This is a genomic window from Clostridium sp. BNL1100 (assembly GCF_000244875.1).
Lineage (GTDB): Bacteria > Bacillota > Clostridia > Acetivibrionales > DSM-1351 > Ruminiclostridium.
In genome coordinates, this window is sequence record NC_016791.1 from 3,847,177 (window position 1) to 3,862,787 (window position 15,611).

The 15,611-nt window shown below is 33.6% G+C and carries 18 protein-coding genes and 1 pseudogene; 1 reads left to right on the forward strand and 18 read right to left on the reverse strand.

The window, feature by feature from the left end; translation table 11 throughout:
- Positions 1-86 precede the first annotated feature (86 nt).
- From CLO1100_RS16220 to CLO1100_RS16240, 4 genes are all read right to left on the reverse strand, one after another.
- Positions 87-698, reverse strand: a complete 612-nt coding sequence (locus tag CLO1100_RS16220; RefSeq protein ID WP_014314858.1) for a hypothetical protein — start codon at positions 696-698, stop codon at positions 87-89.
- Between the two features lie 532 nt (positions 699-1,230).
- Positions 1,231-1,695 (reverse strand): hypothetical protein, encoded by a 465-nt coding sequence (locus CLO1100_RS16225; protein WP_014314859.1) that lies wholly within the window; start codon positions 1,693-1,695, stop codon positions 1,231-1,233.
- A 47-nt stretch (positions 1,696-1,742) separates the two neighbouring features.
- Positions 1,743-2,189, reverse strand: a complete 447-nt coding sequence (locus CLO1100_RS16230; protein ID WP_014314860.1) for a helix-turn-helix transcriptional regulator — start codon at positions 2,187-2,189, stop codon at positions 1,743-1,745.
- 408 nt (positions 2,190-2,597) lie between these two features.
- Positions 2,598-3,101, reverse strand: a complete 504-nt coding sequence (locus tag CLO1100_RS16240; protein ID WP_014314862.1) for a hypothetical protein — start codon at positions 3,099-3,101, stop codon at positions 2,598-2,600.
- Between the two features lie 281 nt (positions 3,102-3,382).
- Between CLO1100_RS16240 and CLO1100_RS16245 the strand changes: the two genes are divergently transcribed.
- Positions 3,383-3,946 (forward strand): hypothetical protein, encoded by a 564-nt coding sequence (locus tag CLO1100_RS16245; RefSeq protein WP_014314863.1) that lies wholly within the window; start codon positions 3,383-3,385, stop codon positions 3,944-3,946.
- Between the two features lie 331 nt (positions 3,947-4,277).
- Here CLO1100_RS16245 and CLO1100_RS16250 read toward each other — a convergent pair whose 3' ends face one another.
- The 14 genes and pseudogenes from CLO1100_RS16250 to CLO1100_RS21120 form a co-directional block, all read right to left on the reverse strand.
- Entirely contained in the window at positions 4,278-4,937 is a 660-nt protein-coding gene (locus CLO1100_RS16250; protein WP_014314864.1) for an ATP-binding cassette domain-containing protein, read from the reverse strand.
- A gap of 21 nt (positions 4,938-4,958) precedes the next feature.
- Positions 4,959-5,813: a hypothetical protein gene (locus CLO1100_RS16255; RefSeq protein WP_014314865.1), complete on the reverse strand. Its 855-nt coding sequence runs from the start codon at positions 5,811-5,813 to the stop codon at positions 4,959-4,961.
- Positions 5,806-6,582 carry a hypothetical protein gene (locus CLO1100_RS16260; RefSeq protein ID WP_014314866.1) on the reverse strand — a complete coding sequence of 259 codons (777 nt, stop codon included), beginning with the start codon at positions 6,580-6,582 and terminating at the stop codon, positions 5,806-5,808. The genes CLO1100_RS16255 and CLO1100_RS16260 overlap by 8 nt, the downstream gene beginning before the upstream one ends.
- A gap of 18 nt (positions 6,583-6,600) precedes the next feature.
- On the reverse strand, positions 6,601-7,776 hold the full coding sequence (locus CLO1100_RS16265) for a hypothetical protein (protein WP_014314867.1): 1,176 nt from the start codon (positions 7,774-7,776) through the stop codon (positions 6,601-6,603).
- A gap of 213 nt (positions 7,777-7,989) precedes the next feature.
- Complete coding sequence (locus tag CLO1100_RS16270; RefSeq protein WP_014314868.1) at positions 7,990-8,400, reverse strand: hypothetical protein; 411 nt, start codon at positions 8,398-8,400, stop codon at positions 7,990-7,992.
- A gap of 284 nt (positions 8,401-8,684) precedes the next feature.
- Positions 8,685-9,379 (reverse strand): annotated as a pseudogene (locus CLO1100_RS16275) (IS6 family transposase).
- A 500-nt stretch (positions 9,380-9,879) separates the two neighbouring features.
- On the reverse strand, positions 9,880-10,011 hold the full coding sequence (locus tag CLO1100_RS21295) for a hypothetical protein (RefSeq protein ID WP_278244370.1): 132 nt from the start codon (positions 10,009-10,011) through the stop codon (positions 9,880-9,882).
- 292 nt (positions 10,012-10,303) lie between these two features.
- Positions 10,304-11,239 (reverse strand): recombinase family protein, encoded by a 936-nt coding sequence (locus CLO1100_RS16290; RefSeq protein WP_242836594.1) that lies wholly within the window; start codon positions 11,237-11,239, stop codon positions 10,304-10,306.
- Between the two features lie 554 nt (positions 11,240-11,793).
- Positions 11,794-12,252 (reverse strand): hypothetical protein, encoded by a 459-nt coding sequence (locus CLO1100_RS16295; RefSeq protein WP_014314870.1) that lies wholly within the window; start codon positions 12,250-12,252, stop codon positions 11,794-11,796.
- A 6-nt stretch (positions 12,253-12,258) separates the two neighbouring features.
- Positions 12,259-12,456 (reverse strand): hypothetical protein, encoded by a 198-nt coding sequence (locus CLO1100_RS16300; protein WP_187288894.1) that lies wholly within the window; start codon positions 12,454-12,456, stop codon positions 12,259-12,261.
- A 135-nt stretch (positions 12,457-12,591) separates the two neighbouring features.
- Positions 12,592-13,257, reverse strand: a complete 666-nt coding sequence (locus CLO1100_RS16305; protein ID WP_014314871.1) for a hypothetical protein — start codon at positions 13,255-13,257, stop codon at positions 12,592-12,594.
- Between the two features lie 618 nt (positions 13,258-13,875).
- Positions 13,876-14,082 (reverse strand): hypothetical protein, encoded by a 207-nt coding sequence (locus CLO1100_RS16310; RefSeq protein WP_014314872.1) that lies wholly within the window; start codon positions 14,080-14,082, stop codon positions 13,876-13,878.
- 19 nt (positions 14,083-14,101) lie between these two features.
- Positions 14,102-15,277, reverse strand: coding sequence for an RHS repeat-associated core domain-containing protein (locus CLO1100_RS20070; RefSeq protein WP_083826385.1), 1,176 nt, complete (start codon positions 15,275-15,277; stop codon positions 14,102-14,104).
- Positions 15,202-15,552 (reverse strand): hypothetical protein, encoded by a 351-nt coding sequence (locus CLO1100_RS21120; protein WP_041700319.1) that lies wholly within the window; start codon positions 15,550-15,552, stop codon positions 15,202-15,204. The genes CLO1100_RS20070 and CLO1100_RS21120 overlap by 76 nt, the downstream gene beginning before the upstream one ends.
- Positions 15,553-15,611 lie beyond the last annotated feature (59 nt).

Consider the following 15,611-nt stretch of genomic DNA (forward strand, 5'->3'; position numbering starts at 1 on the left):
TTTGTTCTTTCAAACCAGATAGCCAAAAATAAAAAGAACAGACGTTATTATCTGTTCTTTCATCATGCTTTAGTAGTATATTAATATTATAATTCTACATTAGGATTGCTTTCGTATGCCGAGCCCATTAAGCACATCTGATCAAGAACCTCAGCATACAAATCAAACAAAGCTTTTAACCGGTCAATATCTTTAATCACACCCACTACGCAAAAGTATAACTCATCAATGCCCTCGGGAAAGCTCTTGGCAAACCATCCTTCGTCATCTTTTATCTCAAGACGGATTTCAGGTTGAAACTCAATCAGTTGTCTGATTTTACCATTTGCAAACAGTGTGCGGAGCTTCTGCTCATCATTGCCTTTTATAATAAAGTCTTCGTCAAACTCGGGAAATCCGACCTCAACATCTTGACCGCCGAAAGCTTTGCCAATCTCACTAAAGATACCTTTCCTGTAAATCTTAAATCTGAATCCATCCTTATTTACATAAGGTGCCCTTACTCTTGTATAAGTAGTACTGGATTTTCCTGTTGAGACAGTATATGTGTCTAAAGTCACAGTCCAATCTTCTACGTGAGCAACCACCTTATCCGCTGAGAAAAAACCACCCTCTATAAATTCACTACCGATTTGATCACTTAACGATTTCCAGATTTCTTTTTTACTAGGCCCGAATATCTCTCTCAGAATGCCCATTTAACCCTCTCCCTATGTAATATCACTTGTTAATATTCTACACTGTAGCAGTCCTCATGTAAATGAAATTGCATTAAGGGTAAGCTAAACAGACAAAAAACATTGTTTTTATTGTTAGCATATTATTTTTTGCAGTAAAACAGAAAACAGTTTATAGATAAGATTGAATAACTTTATGAGGGATTTTTCTATAACAAAATGGCCTCTGGACTGTGTTGCTTTAACGTAAAGGCGTATGCCATGAACTTTGCTTCGTATGAAATAAAGTATATGAATTAAATACTAATACTTAAACTTAATAAACTTATTAGTGCTTATATAATTATGAGGTACAAAATGTTCGTAGATAAACTTTATGTACACAGCTGATTACCTTTTCCTATGGTAACGGCAAAGCACCATGAGTGTATCCTGTGGATTTTAATTAAAAAGTGCTTGAATCTTATTTGTTGGAATGAACATTGCAGACTCTAACTCATTAGTTAAATATGATTCAAGAGTTCCGTATTCAGGTTCCGTAATGCCGTTATCTTCAGATATACCCAAACCTGCTCCGATTATTACATACTGAGTACCAAATAGCGAACAAAGATGTGCTCCTGCTGGAGTCCATTCGACAAAATTGAAACAAAATTGAAACTCGGTTGGCTTCAAGTAGACCGAAGCCATGACTGAACCCATTCTCTTTGATTGATTCATAGGAATCCGAACCATTACCATTTACATATTCATTCACAATATGACCCTTTTGAAAACTGCTTTCAATTGCAATAGCACTAAAACCATGCACCTCAGCCAATCGTTGAAAAAGTCTATTGCGAAGCATGAGAAACCCTTCACCCCCATGGAGTTCTTCTCCAAGAGCAATTAGCTTTACTGAATCATCAAGTGAAGCTATAAATTTATCGATAACGGTGTTAAATGATTCCACTGAATCCATAGAAAACGAAATTCTATCAAGTGTGGCCCAATCAACAAATGTTTGACTTGTTGACATACCAATTACCTCCTGTTTACTAAGTTGTGAAACAAATAATACTTGTTTTACCTAATTTTCTTTTTTGCCATTTTATATTTCTGGTAAAGTATATCCTTTAAAACTAATGTTGTATCCGCATCGTCAAAGCCGAACTCATTTTTAAAAGTATCATATAACTCAGATAGCTTTTCCTTATAAATATCTATCCCCTTCATGCCTTGATATGAAGCTAAAATAGGATACTTTTTACTCCACGCACTTGTCCAGTCAATTTCATCGACAATTAATTCTATATTAGTAACATCACCACCAATAGGGCATCCGCTAATAAGATAATCATAACTTACATTGTATAGCTGACTAAGTAATTTAGCCTTTATTAGTTCAGGGACTGTTTGGTCTGTTTCCCATTTACTTACCGTTTGCCGGGATATACCCAATTTTTCAGCAACTTCTTCTTGAGATAAACCAGCTTTTTTACGCAAATCTAGTAATTTTTCACCTAATGACATAGTTATCGCACCTTTCATATATTTCGAATTAACTTGTAGATACAGTATAATTGAAATAAAAATTGTCTTCTACCAACTAAAGTTGGAATTTTGTCAACCGAACTTAACATTTTAACGCATATATATATTTCTTACTTCGTAGTTTTTAACAAATGCGAAACAGTATGACTCTAAAACAAATAGTTACAGAAAATATAAGAAAATTTTCGATCTAATAAAATTATCAGAATTTCGACCCCGGGGGTCGTTTTCTTCAAAAAAGAAAGTATTTCGCGTTTTATTATCATCATCTCTACCTCAAGAGTTTTACGGTTTTTAATAAAACCTATACTCTCAAAAAATTGATTCGCACATACCCTCTCCGACTTTTTTCCACGCGTTTCCAAGTAGTGCATACCCTCCGTAAAATCAAGTACCCGACAATAGTAAATCCTTGAGCCATTTCGGCAAGCAGCTCACTTTTTTATACTCCTGAATTTTATTTATCACTTCTGCTGCATCCTCTTCCCGCCAGAATCTATCCCTGATATAGCACTTCTGACTACAGTACTTTCGCCCATTTGCTCCTAATGATTTGAATTCTGCTCCGCAATATTCACAAATTAGTTTATACGATTTCCTGTGAATATTCTCCCATTCTCTTTTACAGCTTAAAGAGCAGTACTTTTTTCTACGCCCAGATTTATTTTGTACAATTTGGCTCCCACAGTTAAGGCACAAAATGGATTGGAACTCCTCTTTCATTACACTACGATACTCTGATACTAACTCTGTTGCTAATCCGTTTAATCCATTCCTTACACAGTAACCCCTGACCGAGTCCCTTGACAACCCTATTGATTTAGCTATTTTCTCATACCCAAAACCTTGGTAGCGAAGTACTTTGATTTGTTGTTTTTGCTCTCCTGTCATTATTTGTAATGCCTCCTTAATATTCATTTTTTACTTTTTAGTAATCTGTGTCAAGGAGGTATTTCGATGGATAGTACAACTGCAGCGCATAGTCAAATACCTAAACAATATAATCGAACAAGTATCTATTGGATTCTGTCCCAAAATTTTACACTATATTTACTTTTAAATGATATAATTTCATTGCTATTCGATAAATAAAAATATAATCTATAAAAGGAGGTAAATAATTTATTTAATGAACAATACAATAAACTCTAGCTAAATGGAAGGTAATTTTTATGAAAAAAATTAATCTGGCCTTTGTTTTCTTACTTGTCTTAGGATTCTTAATCGGATGCTCACAGCAACCCAAAAAAGATATAGAGAGCTATATTGCAAAAAACTTTGATTGTAAAACTTTAAAATCTGTAAATGAGACAGTTCCTCCAATATTAGGAGGAAAATTTAACTACTATGTATCATTTGTTGATAAATCAGATAATGACTGCTTTTTAATTATTAATCCTAATTTTGAAAAATATATTCTTATTTACAACAATTTGTATATTGAGCATAATTCTAAGAAGCTACAAGATAAGTTCAAGGATTTAATCCAGACTAAACTTAATCCACCGAATTTAAGTTCAGAATACTTAATTAAGTCAGAATTAATTGATTTAAATATAAAAAAGGTCAAAAGCAACTTAGATTTGTTTAAGAATGGCGAGGTAGGAGAAATGCACATACAAGAGGATTATATTTATAATGATAAGAAAAAAGGAAAAGCATTAGGGCCTTCACTAGTTAAAAATACTATATTGTTTGATACTGAAACAAAACATTATTATGAGTTTGATAATTAGTTCATGAATTCAGGCCTTATTTCCTTTTTGGTCCCACTTATCCCTTCATCAGAGTAAATACCTGCAAACTCCCATTGAGAGTTAATTTGAATATATTGCGTCTAATGGCTTACCTGTGCTTCAAATGAATTTTGCTGTTCCTTATGCATGGAACTGACTCTGCAATATGCATAAACTCGTATTTTCCTATTATCAGCCGCTTCGCTCTCACAATTGCTTGCTTCAATAACAGACTTTCTTCACTACTCTCTCCTCCTCTTCTTTTAAAAAGTAGGTGCGTAAGTTAATGACATTCAAATATAATTCTTAAAAGTAGAGTAGTTGGTTATCCTCAGACTTTTGCATCTTTTCGAATTACCTCAAGTGTTCCGTTATCCATTTCACATACTGTATCACACAAAATGTCTATATCTTCAGCACTATGGCTGGAGAGGATGATGGTTTTACCTTCATTTCGAAGATTAATCAAAAGTTCACGTATCTCACTAATACCATGCTTATCTATGCCATTCATAGGTTCATCTAACAAAAGTATTGACTGGTTTTCCATTATTGCTTGTGCAATTCCAAGTCTTTGACGCATCCCCAAAGAGTATTTTCCTACCCACTTCTTATTTTCCGGGTCAAGTCCAACACGTTTGATAGCGTTTTTTATTTCTTCCTTTGAAATATTACTATTGATTGAAGCTAAAAACATTAAATTTTTGTAAGCGCTATAGTTTGGCAAAAAACCCGGAGCTTCTATTATAATTCCTACATCTTTTGGTACATCAGTATCTACTCCAATACGCTTACCATTTACTATGATTTCTCCTGAAGTTACTGGAACAAAACCGCAAATACATTTTAAAAGCATGGTCTTGCCTGACCCATTACGTCCGATTAGACCATGTATTTTATTTTTCTCAAAAGTAACAGACACATTTTTTAACACTGTATTTTCTTTAAATGATTTGCTTACATTATTAATTATAATAATATCCTTATTCATAAAATAACTCTCCTATTTTAATTATACCGGAGGTAATATATTTACCGACTTTTTCCGGGCAGAAAAAACTGCTATAAATCCAGATAAAACTATTCCTACAGCGAAGAAGGAAAATGCATATATATCTGTTGGACGGGTTGATAATCCACTAGTATCAAGAATAGATAAACGTGCCAATGATAAAATTGAAAAATGATATGTGTAAAAAGGCAGTGCATTTTGGATTACCATATCTAAACAAACCATCACAGAAGCTACAATAGCTCCAATGGCTCTATTAAAGTTGATATTGAAAATAAATATAATAAGTCCTAATAAAGTCCCGGCACACCACTCCAGTATCAAACTTAGAAAAAAAGCATGAACAGGTGTGTATATTGATTGTATTTCATAATTTATAGGCAAAGTTATATTAAATACTTGTCCTGCATTCGTCTGTGCGAGAGTCCCTAAAACCTTCCCCCACTCATTACTAAGGAACATATTCGGCGATATAATGATACAACTGACCACTGCTAAGAATGAAAAGTAAATAGCTGTACTTACCATGATATATAATACCTGTCCAAGTCCCCACCGGGTTCTGCCACTGCGAATAATAGAATATGGCTGTGTTACATCCATAAATGGAGCATCGCAGAAAAGAAATACGATTCCAAACATCATTACCATTTGTGTAAAAACAGAGTCAGCGAAAAACGGAAATACCCAAGGGGTAACTCTGTACCCTGTACTATTTGAAAAATTAATTATAGGTTTAAGATAATTAACTAAAAATATAATAAGTAATATAAATAATATTAAGATACGCGGGTTTGACGGCCATTTCCGAATATTATTTACAGCTGTTGAAAGAACCTTTCTCATTTTAACCATTTTCTAACCTACCTTTTACTTTTCTTGAAAATAAAAATCCTATTACAATAATTAATGTAAGATGTAGTAGTATAACATATCCAAGGCTGGTTGCAGTTCCTCCAATTGCACATCGCCCCTGACTAATTCTGTTTAACCGCAGCCATACAGGAAATTTACCTGTGAAAAGGTTTAGAACATAGTACATTATAAAAGGAGTAAATAGTGCAATATATTTATTAGGTAAGTATGTTGATGCATAAAGACCAACCGTAGTCCATAAAGCAGCCGTTAAAAATCCCAAGATACAATAAACCCCAAAATATAAAAAGTATCTTTCATTTATAAGCAATTCTCCGCCCAGTGCTTTTGTATAATTATTTATATCAGAATTAATGCTTATTACCGGAAGACTAATTTTGAGTGATGCCACAAATACTAACATTCCAAAGACGTATGCACTTCCGGCGGATATCATGCACGTTATAATTTTTGAAATAGTATATCGTTTTATTCCTGTACGAATAATAAATGGTTTTATGTATTGATTATTCCAGTCACTGCAAAAACATGTTGTATATGGGAGTATGGATACTAGTATAAATATTATGTCAAAAGTACCGGCCTCTTTGGCATATCTAAACAAATATAGTATATCAGGTGCAAACTTTAGCTCACTCCAAGCACCCATATAGTAAACTATACACACTCCTAGGATTGCTAAAGTAAACTCAATCGATATAACTGAACGTACCAAATCATTTTTTATAGTTTTGAAAAAAGATTTCATAATGACTCCTCATTTGGACTAAAGAATTTCTTCTCCAGAAATGGCGTTAACACGAATATATGTATTTGGAACTTTGTCAATTTCAGCGATATTTGTGTTTTCCGTATTTTTTCCTCTTTGATTAATCGTAAAAAGCCAGCAGGGTACAAGATTTAATTGTTTTAAATCTATTGCGCCGGTTTTTGAATCAATTTTTGGATTTATTAATTTAGGCGTATATATAAGAGAAATACTTTTAATTACAACCTCATTTTGTAGAATTACACTCTCATATCTCTTTTTTACAGTTTCCAATGCTTTGTCGATTGTAATTACAGACTTGGCATCGCCAGCAGTTCCAACCTTCTTATAAATTGTGCCTAGGGGAGTAAAAAGTTCAATCCCTTTTTTTGAAATGATAATTTCAATTTGACTTCCACTCACGGGAATACCTGAAGGAATCTGAGTATATCCTATATTGTCACATGGAATTCCGTTTATATCTATCCTAAATTGTATATAATAAAATTCATCATCCTTTGTCCATTTTTCTTTCAGTTTAACCTTACCAGCATCAACAAAACCCTGAAGACCTTCTTTTAGGCTTTTTTCCTGTTCCTGTTGCATGGTTTTATAGTCAATTGAATAAGCTTTGGGCTGACCATGTGTAGTTATGTTAAGTTTACTAATAAATTTTTTTGCTTTTGAAATTGCTTCCTGTTTAGACATGAAGTCCAGATTTTCCAACTTGAATTTATTTAGATTTCCAGTATCCGATGTATTAATAATGCCCTGAATATTACTCTTTAACGATGTATAAAATTCAAAAAAGGTTTTATCATTAAGTACCATAAGATTCTTTTCATCATCTTTATACAATACCCCAACACCCTCTTTTTTACCGTTGATATGTTTTGTTCCAAAGAATATTTTAAGTAGTACTTCGGGGTTAAACTTAATGCTTTCAGCTTTTAGTACTGAAGCACTCTCCATTTTAGGGGCATCAACTATTGCATCAACATATAGGTTTTCTCCCAGATTTTTTTTATATCTTTGTGTTGACTGGGATGAATTATTCGAGCCCTCTTGAACTGAAGTAATCGAAGATTCTGCAGCTGAGATATTTGTATTTGAATTTATTCTTTCTTCGTTAGAACACCCTATAAATGTAAGTAGGAACATGCAAGTAAATACTATTAAAAATGTTTTCCTCACTATTAAAGTCTCCTTATTTATTGGTCATGAAACGTCATAGTTTGCTAATATATAATTGATAATAGGCACAGGTTATTTGAAAATACTACCTTGTAAAATGATTTATATTTGTACTAATCATTTTCACTAAAAACTATTTATGGAATCTTTAGCAAAAAAGATTCCATAAATGTAATTAAGCCAGTAGCGAGTATATGACTTACAATTATCTTATTAAGGATTCCATTGGCCTAATACTACAATTCCTCCCGGAAAAGCAGAATCTTTATCTTGGTAGCCATTAAGATAGTAATATGTATTTGGTACTCCTCCACCTGAAATTATATAATTCAAGGTAAACGGTAATGACGTTCCCCATGCTATCCCATTTTTAGCTTCTGTGGCAGCAACTCCGTCAGAAGCACGCCTAACACGAAACGTTATTATATCATCAGAATGAGCAGTAGTATCGGTTATTGTAACGTAAGCCTTCTGTTCATAATCTGATTTTCTAACATTTGAACTGCTTTGACTATGTCCAATAGTAAGATCAAAACGATATGACCCTAAGTCAGCAAATGCACTACTCGTCATTAATAGGGTTATAACTCCTATCAAACATGCAATAGTAATCTTTTTTTTCATAATAAGAAAAGCCTTCCAGTTGTAATTGATTACATATGTTTTTATAGCGTTACTGTTTGTTTATGTTACTCGCATTAAAAACTAACAGCATCAGATAAAAATGTAGCATTAATTTGAAATTATGTCAATATATTCATATTGTTTATGAAGGTTAAATTGTAACATCCTATCAATAAGTTTTTGGAACTTGTTACTACTTGTAATATTTTTGGCCCTGTTTAAAATAATACTTTAACAGGAAATATTTTTATAATAGGGGAGATGACTTTTATTTCACTAATATTTTATGCAATACCAAAAATCTGGTTAATCAATATAACTTCATCTGTTATATTTGACGTACCAGCTTGCCCTTTATGTATCATGTGAAGGGTTTCAACTCAAGCAATAATGGAACAGGCGGAACTGAAATTCTTAAAACCAAGCATAGAGTTGGTGACTCGCTTGATGTGCCTGTGATCCTGTTCGATTATGTTGTTTAGATATTTAACGGTTCGATGCTCTACTTTGCAGGGCAAATTACCACAATATTGTTCTTCAATAATAGCCACTTCTGTGGCAGCATGTTTATCTGTTGTGATAACTCTTGGCATAGAATTATGAGGGGAGGAAAGAGCCCTTTTTAAGAACTTTTTGGCTGATTTTTTATCGCGGTTCATAGATAACCAGAAATCTATAGTATTACCAGAAGAGTCTACATCACATAAAGATACATATATTTACCACGGATTTTCAAATAAGTTTCATCTAGACGCCATGAATCATTGCTAGGTTTCAGATACTTTCTAATATTTTTACTCATAATAGGCGAATATTGAAGAACCCAGCGATAGATGGTGGAAGGATGTATGCTTAGACCACGTTCTTGCATTATTTCAGCTAAATCTGGAAATGAGAGACTGTATTTCAAATACCAACGAACACATAAAATTATGATGTCTGATTCATAGTGTTTCCATTTGAATAAATTTGATCTCATATGACATTTTCTCCTTACCAATAGTAGGATATGATTTTAACATAGGAGTTGTAGAAGAGTCAAAAGTTTTTGCAACAGAAACATATCAGTTACTAGGTCTATACCTTAATAGATTTATTTACATTATTCTTTTAAAGATAATAGGCATAAAATTTCGATTATCATAAAAGAAATAAAAAAAAGAGGGATGAGTAGTAGTTTTTGGTAATTTGTTGTAGAAATATAAATTCCAATAATGAAAATAAAAGTTTGCATTAAAAAACGGAATAATTTAATTGGTTTGCTATAATGGAGATAATATTTTTCATTACAGGAATTACATCTCTCTTTAAATAATAGCTTAAAATTTAATTCCTGTTTTTGTTTACATATAGGGCATCCTATTTTCATTAATTGTATTCTCCTTAAATGTATGTATCTTAATAAATCACTTTCCAAAAAATCTTAATATACTATACGAAAGTTTGTTGGTCTGTAGCAGATTGAATTTTCTTTGCTAGTCATGCCTTAACCACCTTTACTACGATTGTAATACCTTCTTGTGCTGCTGCAATCTTTAGTTGTCTATGCAGTTCAGCATATATTGCAATATTATTCAACTGTTTCTTTTCATTCTCAGACCAATTTTTCATCTCCTTTAACAAAATGTTATTAATTACTATTACAGCAAAAACAGTAAATAATATCAAGTAAATTAATTTTAGTTACTTATGTGCATGTTATCACATCTATTAATCATTCTTCCTAATACATAGATTAATAAATGTATATAAAAGGAAAAAGGTATTATAGAAGTTGATTATTCAAATTTTGCATTGCTTTTTGATATAAAGTATAAAAAAGCTTTTATCGATAATCTTAATGTGGTATTTGCCGGTTTAGTTAGCTCTACCCCTATAACTAAGTGGATATTTTAAGGACATATTATTCAATTCCGCACTCGATTTCCGTTCCATCTAGCAACCCGACAATCAACCTGGAATCCCCAAAAGCCAGTATCTTCTCCGCCATCTTAAAATACAACTCAGTGTCAAACTGTTGTAATGGCTCAGCATCTTTAAAAATGTCAACAAATCTTTTGGCGGTGACTCTTTTAAGAATATCCTCACCGTTAATCTGTTCATTCCACTTGCTCATAAAATGCTCCCTGTTTTCCAGTACTGAATTGAAAGTACTTACAAATGCCATATAAAGAACCTCGTCATTAATATGCCTGTTGTTACAGCCCTTTTTTCCTTTAGTTGCATACTTATTATTACACTGCCAAATGATCCTTTTTAATCTTTCATCACTAGAGTTCCATACTTTCCTTCCGAATGTTCCACCACAGCATCCACACATAACTCTGCCTATAAATGGGTTATCATTCGTAGTATAGTCCAATCTTTTAATGCTGTACTTATCTATAAAAGCTTTTCTTCTCTCTTTTTCAAGTTGTACTGCTTCCCATATTTCCTTGTCTATTATTGCGGGATGGCTTTCTTCCACATAATACTGTGGAACCTCTCCTTTATTCTCTACTCGCTTTTTTGAAAGAAAGTCCACTGTGTAGGTTTTTTGAAGTAAAGCCTCTCCCTTATACTTTTCGTTGCTCAACATCTTTTTTATGCTACTATCATACCACTTGGCCTTACCGTTCCAGTTTGGGATGCCCTCTTTTTCCAACTCATATGCTATTCTATTAGGGCCTTTTCCGTTAAGATAATCAGAAAATATTCGTCTTACCACCTTAGCCTGCTTTTCATTTATAACAAGGTTACCATTTTCGTCCTTGTCATAGCCCATGAATTTTGTATGGTTTACTATGACCTTACCCTGCTCAAAACGTCTTCTGATGCCCCATGTACTCGATTGACTCAAGGAATTTGATTCTTCTTGCCTTGAGGCGTCGCTGATGATAATAAAACGCGAAATGCTTCCTTTTTTGAAGAAAACGACCCCCCGGGGGTCGAAATTCTGATAATTTTATTAGATCGAAAATTTTCTTATATTTTCTGTAACTATTTGTTTTAGAGAGTTTTACGGTTTTTTAATAAAACCTATACTCTCAAAAAATTGGTTCGCGCATACCCTCTCCGACTTCTTTCCACGCGTTTCCAATTAGTGCATACCCTCCGTAAAATCAAGTACCTGACAATAGAAAAAGGCTAATGCCTTTTATCAGCGTTAGCCCTCATTATTACTATAATATATATTTGATTTTTACTTTTGCTACTGCTTACTGCATTATTGTAATTATGCAGTATGAATCAGTGTACTTTAATTGCTAGAATCTATTCCATTTGTGAAACTCCATTTATTCTAATACAACTTTATATTTTTGCAGTTAGTAACATTAGAATTTTCTAGTCAGCTCTATTCTTCTTCTGTAAGCCTATCATGAATTAATATACATAGTCGAACATTAATCTTCTTCAAGCCAATTCAATAATTATTTCAGTTGGCTTATTAATACAGAATCTCCATTTTTCTTTAAGATTATTATACACATATATAAACTCTCCAACAACCTCAACTTTTTCAAATGGATTTGATTCTTCAAAGAAAGCAATCCATACCGCCTTCTTATCTTTTCTAGATTCTACTACAACGAATCCGTCTCCTCCAAAACTGCCTTCTCCACAGTAAATAGTAACATCCCTCTTATCATCCTCAACCTTACCTCGAATATATACATCTGCAAACCCTAATTCATCATCAGCGATTAAATCATTTATATGAAGTTGGCTCCCATTCTCTATGCTTCTCTTTCCATCGATAACATTCACATTTAACCAATCAATATTCCCATTAGGATAAATAATGCCATTTATTATAGGCAGCTTTCCATTCAACCATTCCAAATTTATATCTGGATTTTTCATTTGGCTCATCTTCTTTTACCTCCTTGGGCTATATATTTCAGGTTGAGAACTTAATCCTGTGTTCGGAACTGTACCACCAGCTTTAATATTTCTCCAGTCATTAAATCTTTTCAAAAATGCATCTTCCCAAGTCATTGGAAGGTCAGGATGTAAATCACTCGGATTTACAAATTCCACTGGGACCTTATCTAAGCCTGCTTGTTGTGCAGCCATTAAACGTCTATTATCATAACTTACTAAATTGCCATCCCTCTCCATAACTCTTAGTGGACCTGATTGTGACCAATCCCAATTACCAGACTTCATATCACTTATATAGTCATTAACATTCTTGGATACAGTTCTTTGCTAAAAGTTTATTTCATTCGGGTCTACGTGAGTAGGATTACCTGCCCCCTCACCAACCGCACTCACCCCCCGATTAACCTCCGGTATTTTATTTTCATCAATCCTGCTAAACATTTTATTGAATATATTTGTTGATCCGGTTTCTTCATAGATAATCCTGTTTGTTAAGCCATTTGTCTTTGAAATTAGGCCTTTTGCGCTCTCGGCAAATTTTGATGCTGTCGTACTTGCCTTACTTTCACTTCCCCCAACAAAGAATGATCCTATAAATACCGCTGCATGTGTGCCAAACTCTGCTCTTGTATGTGCGTTTCCATTTATTATATTTGTATCAACATAATTTGTTACTTTACTAGCCACCGAATTCCAGACCGCTTTTGGATCTGCCAGTATCTTTTTATAATTATCTCCAATCTGTTTTATAGTTTCCTTAGGATGAGTTATAACCTTAGCTACATCTATTACTTTACCTACAATATCTACCGAATCAGTTATTGTTTTAGCTTCATCATATAGCGCTTCGCCTATGCCAGTTAAAACAGGTACTTTTTCATCCAAATAATTATAGACTGCTTTTGCTTTCTTTTTTACCGGTTTAACTATGTTTTTGTTAACCCACCGTCCTGCAGATGTATCATTTAAAAACCAATCTCTGGCTGAATCCATCCAGCTATGTCCTGTTGGGTCATAATATAATTGTAGGTATTTTGTACTGTTACTCCGCCTGTAGTGGTTGATATCAGCTGGTTTCTGGCATCGTAGTGGAATTATCGAACCTAGGTTTTCCTAGCTTATAAAGCTACACATTGCTTTCAGCCTTGTCTTACTTACTTCTAAAGGTACAATCATTGATTGGCAAAGAACTCCTTTATCATATGCTTATACTTGATGAACTGATATAAAGATTTTAACCACCTATCAATTTCTATTAAATTCAGTAGTTTTAGCCTTTGTTCACCGTCTTTAAAATTCAATGCTACTCTTATTCACGGTCTTTAAAAAATCTGTTTTCTGATGTGTTATCGTTGCTTTTTAATATAGTTCTTTTGAAGAATGTATTTATAGCATATGTTACCTTCTAAAAAATAATGAACCAGCGTACTTAAATTCAGCTGGTTCATTGCATCTTTTCACTGCATTATTAATATTATGCAGTGAATTTTTGCTTTAATAATATTACCTAATATTATTAAAGCAAAAGGAGTTTGTCTCTTTACTTGTACATTCACTAAATATTGAAGTCAGATAAATATAAATTTTGCAGTTAAAATTTAGAAGTAAACATTATATGTTAAACATTTCTTTAATCTTAACTTGAGCAATTTGCCTAATTGTTCCTTCATCATATCCTCCTCCGATAGAGTAGGAAGTATTTATAATTTCTTCTGCAAGCTTCTGTAATTCTATACTATCAAAAATTACTTTTCTGTTAATCAACTCTAATATTATTTTTTTTGTTCTTGCAATATCCGCTTCTGTTGCCATATACATTTTAATTCACCTCAATTATTTATTTTTTTATACTTGGTAACCACCTTGGCAATTTTGTTATTTCATCTAATGTAATTGGTTTATTTGTTATTACTTGTGATGCACCACCTGACCCGAACTGTGGAAAATCCTTAGTCAATGGTTCTAAGTGTCTTGCCTGTCCCCACTTTCCATTTGGCACTCTTATATCATCAATAACTTGTAATGTATCAAATGATGCTCTATACGCCGCATCATGTGGTACTTGTAATGCTCCTGGATTAGCTATATCATACTTGTTAAACGAGAAATATGTCCCATTAGGATTTTCAGGTATTGTCATACTTTCTTTAAGATTTTTCATATATGGTGCATTTTCAGACATATATCTATATCCAGTAGATGGTATTGCATCACCAGAAGGTGTTACGTAGAAGTCTGGTTTAGCTTGTGTAACCCCCTCACCAACCCCACTCAACCCCCGATTAACCTCCGGTATTTTATTTTCAGCAATACTGCTAAACATTTTATTGAATATATTTGTTAATCCGGTTTCTTCATAGATAATCCTGTTTGTTAAGCCATTTGTCTTTGAAATAAACCCTTTTGCGCTCTCTGCAAATTTTGATGCAGTCGTACTTGCCTTACTTTCACTTCCCCCAACAAAGAATGATCCTATAAATACCGCTGCATGTGTGCCAAACTCTGCTCTTGTATGCGCGTTTCCATTTATTATATTTGTATCAACATAATTTGTTACTTTATTAGCCACCGAATTCCAGACCGCTTTTGGATCTGCCAGTATCTTTTTATAATTATCTCCAATCTGTTTTATAGCTTCCTTAGGATGAGTTATAACCTTAGCTACATCTATTACTTTACCTACAATATCTACCGAATCAGTTATTGTTTTAGCTTCATCATATAGCGCTTCGCCTATGCCAGTTAAAACAGGTACTTTTTCATCCAAATAATTATAGACTGCTTTTGCTTTCTTTTTTACAGGTTTAACTATGTTTTTGTTAACCCACCGTCCTGCAGATGTATCATTTAAAAACCAATCTCTGGCTGAATCCATCCAGCTATGTCCTGTTGGGTCATAATATATAAGAGGATTATTCGCACAATACACATACAAATTCAAACTAAGCGGGTCATTCCTATCGCCAGTATAAGTATCCTCCTGCAAGAACCGTGCAGTCTTCGGGTCATACATCCTCGCATCAGGTAATAAAGCCCTGTTTCCTTGTCATACTGATACCCTGCAAAGGTTATAGAATTGCTTGCTGCTCCTGTGGTGTCAGTGATGTTTCCGAAGGCATCATAATAATATGTTGCTGCTATTGTTCCGTCTGGTTTCAGCAGTGCTGTTACATCGGCATGTCCGTTGTACATGTAATAGTAGGTGGTTCCGTCGGCTGAGCGCATTAAAAGGTTTGTGCCGTATACGTTTCTGCCTGTCTGGTTGCCTGAGCCGTCCAGTTCCAGCACTACCTTGTCGTATTCGTAGAGATATCTAGTTATTGCTCCGTTTACTGCTTTCTCTACTC

Coding starts and splice junctions, on each gene's coding strand:
- CLO1100_RS16220 (WP_014314858.1), bottom strand. CDS start 698: ATGGGCATTCTGAGAGAGATATTCGGGCCTAGTAAAAAAGAAATCTGG.
- CLO1100_RS16225 (WP_014314859.1), bottom strand. CDS start 1,695: ATGTCAACAAGTCAAACATTTGTTGATTGGGCCACACTTGATAGAATT.
- CLO1100_RS16230 (WP_014314860.1), bottom strand. CDS start 2,189: ATGTCATTAGGTGAAAAATTACTAGATTTGCGTAAAAAAGCTGGTTTA.
- CLO1100_RS16240 (WP_014314862.1), bottom strand. CDS start 3,101: ATGACAGGAGAGCAAAAACAACAAATCAAAGTACTTCGCTACCAAGGT.
- CLO1100_RS16245 (WP_014314863.1), top strand. CDS start 3,383: ATGAAAAAAATTAATCTGGCCTTTGTTTTCTTACTTGTCTTAGGATTC.
- CLO1100_RS16250 (WP_014314864.1), bottom strand. CDS start 4,937: ATGAATAAGGATATTATTATAATTAATAATGTAAGCAAATCATTTAAA.
- CLO1100_RS16255 (WP_014314865.1), bottom strand. CDS start 5,813: ATGGTTAAAATGAGAAAGGTTCTTTCAACAGCTGTAAATAATATTCGG.
- CLO1100_RS16260 (WP_014314866.1), bottom strand. CDS start 6,582: ATGAAATCTTTTTTCAAAACTATAAAAAATGATTTGGTACGTTCAGTT.
- CLO1100_RS16270 (WP_014314868.1), bottom strand. CDS start 8,400: ATGAAAAAAAAGATTACTATTGCATGTTTGATAGGAGTTATAACCCTA.
- CLO1100_RS21295 (WP_278244370.1), bottom strand. CDS start 10,011: ATGAAAAATTGGTCTGAGAATGAAAAGAAACAGTTGAATAATATTGCA.
- CLO1100_RS16295 (WP_014314870.1), bottom strand. CDS start 12,252: ATGAGCCAAATGAAAAATCCAGATATAAATTTGGAATGGTTGAATGGA.
- CLO1100_RS16300 (WP_187288894.1), bottom strand. CDS start 12,456: ATGGCTGCACAACAAGCAGGCTTAGATAAGGTCCCAGTGGAATTTGTA.
- CLO1100_RS16305 (WP_014314871.1), bottom strand. CDS start 13,257: ATGGATTCAGCCAGAGATTGGTTTTTAAATGATACATCTGCAGGACGG.
- CLO1100_RS16310 (WP_014314872.1), bottom strand. CDS start 14,082: ATGTATATGGCAACAGAAGCGGATATTGCAAGAACAAAAAAAATAATA.
- CLO1100_RS20070 (WP_083826385.1), bottom strand. CDS start 15,277: ATGTATGACCCGAAGACTGCACGGTTCTTGCAGGAGGATACTTATACT.